1 protein-coding gene is annotated in these 208 nt (G+C 38.0%); it reads left to right on the forward strand.

Annotated features, from left to right (window positions below; all coding sequences use genetic code 11):
- A partial coding sequence (locus QCD85_RS23890; RefSeq protein WP_301264102.1) for a hypothetical protein occupies positions 1-208 on the forward strand: 208 nt, incomplete at both ends.

Below are 208 nucleotides of genomic sequence, written 5' to 3' on the forward strand. Positions count from 1 at the left end.
GGCATAGTGCTTTTTATCAAGAAGAGAATTATTCTCTTGATTTTATGCTTCTTGGTTATGATTTGGAGCAGGGTATATTCTGGGCTAGCGGATACAATCGTGATTTTCAATATGGAGAGTATTCTATTCCTATCGAAGTAGTGCTAGGAGCTCATTTCTCATTTCTAGAATCGCATAAGCGTCTTATTACGATTCGCTATCAGCAAGC

Origin of the sequence: Paenibacillus sp. PsM32 (assembly GCF_030433815.1) — a bacterium.
GTDB classification, from domain to species: domain Bacteria; phylum Bacillota; class Bacilli; order Paenibacillales; family Paenibacillaceae; genus Saccharibacillus; species Saccharibacillus kyungheensis.